The 768-nt window shown below is 42.6% G+C and carries 1 protein-coding gene; it reads right to left on the reverse strand.

Annotation, left to right across the window (positions count from 1 at the left end; translation table 11 throughout):
- Nucleotides 1-768 (reverse strand): AMP-binding protein (locus tag A587_RS24420; protein WP_036965347.1); only part of this gene is annotated, 768 nt, incomplete at both ends.

A 768-nucleotide genomic window follows, 5' to 3' on the forward strand; every position in this document is an offset into this window, starting at 1 on the left:
AGCGTACCAAGTCGCCAGTTTTATATAAACGCGCTGAGCTATGTGGGTGTGAAGCGTCATAAAAAGGATTTTCAATAAAGCGCTCAGCTGTCAGTTCAGGTTTATTCAAGTAACCTCTTGCCAAGCTTTCACCACCAATAAATAACTCTCCGATCGTACCAAAAGGTGCCAACATTTTGCAGTTGTCTAGTATAAACAAACTGTTATTATTTAGCGGCTTTCCTATCGGGTACTTGCCACTCAATTCGTTTAATGAACATGTTGAAGCAAAAACAATAGCCTCTGTTGGGCCATAAACATGCATCAGGCTGATATCTGGATGATACGCTTTGAAAGTCGAGATCGCACTCTCATCGCATCTCTCCCCACCAAATAGCACTTGCTGTATTTGTGTTCCTGTAAAAGCCTCATATGCAACCAATTGGTTAAACAATGCGGTTGTCGTGAAAAAGTTATCGATCTGATCTTGAATCAGCTGTGCTTTAAAGTTGTCAATTTGCAGAATTAACTCTTTTCCGTAAATATGTAGCTCTAAACCCAATGACAAGCTAAAAAAGAGATCATACACAAACCCGTCAAAAGAGAACGAAGACAGGCTAGCTACTTTACTGGCTTTGTCCGTACTCGCGTAATTAGGAGATGATACAAATGCAACGACTCCACGATGCTCAACCTCCACTCCTTTCGGCTGGCCTGTTGAACCTGAGGTATAAATTACATAGGCCAAGTGCGATGCCGTTAACCCCTGCTCTGCTGGGCATAACCCCG

Origin of the sequence: Pseudoalteromonas sp. NJ631 (assembly GCF_000276645.1) — a bacterium.
In the GTDB taxonomy this organism is placed as follows: Bacteria; Pseudomonadota; Gammaproteobacteria; order Enterobacterales; family Alteromonadaceae; genus Pseudoalteromonas; species Pseudoalteromonas piscicida.